This window comes from Shigella sp. SIG6, from assembly GCF_053555815.1.
The window spans coordinates 1-817 of the sequence record NZ_JBQZXC010000281.1; the positions used below are offsets into that span (position 1 = coordinate 1).

General features: G+C 39.8%; 1 pseudogene. It reads right to left on the reverse strand.

Going from position 1 to position 817, the window contains the following annotated elements:
* A pseudogene (locus tag ACUU1M_RS20370) lies at positions 1 to 817 on the reverse strand (hypothetical protein); the annotation flags it as partial.

Genomic DNA, 817 nt, shown 5'->3' on the forward strand with positions numbered 1-817 from the left:
TTTTTGAGTAAAGCTTCCATATAATTTTTCTCCGCAATGTATCGAGGGTTATCCGTAAAGCCAAAGCTTTCAGCCATCTTATTTAATGTATTAAGGATTAATTCAGCAATAACCCGGTGACCAAATTCAAAAGCCAACTCAAAGGCAGAGTATTTTTGTGGCGCTTTGTGTTGCCAAAAATCCATAATATCTTCAGCGGTAAATCCAAACAGGCGTGCATGGTCAGATAAAGCAAGATAAACCGTCTCTACAACGTTTTGTTGTTTATGCTGTATCGCTGAAAACAAACCGGGATATTCATTAGAATTATTTGCCAGGAGGAGGGGCTTCATATTTTTTTATCGAATTTAAACGTATTAAAAAGAGTGGGTAATGCGTTAAAAATAGTATTAATAACGTTCATATGTCCGCGCTGCATGGCCATAAACAAACCCGTGTCGCGCGCAAGACTTTTAGCGGTCAGAAGATCTACAATATCGGAAGCTGGAATGTTAATTTCCTGGGCCAGACAGGGCAATGCTTCGAGAATAACTTTCACGATATCGCTATGTCCATTTTGCATCGCCAGGTATAGTCTTGGGCAACCATAAAAATCCTTTGCCTTCAGGAGATCGAGTACCTGTTCTTTAGTCAAATGACATGTGCGAATTAACAAAGGTAACGCGACCAAAACAATTTTCAGCATGTCGGCATCACCATTCGCCATAACATGGTATAAAACATGGCTGGACGTTCTATTTTTGGCACTCAGGAATTTATACACCCGTTCATTATCTAAATGATGTGTTGCGGCCAGTTTAGGTAAGACGTTCAGAAT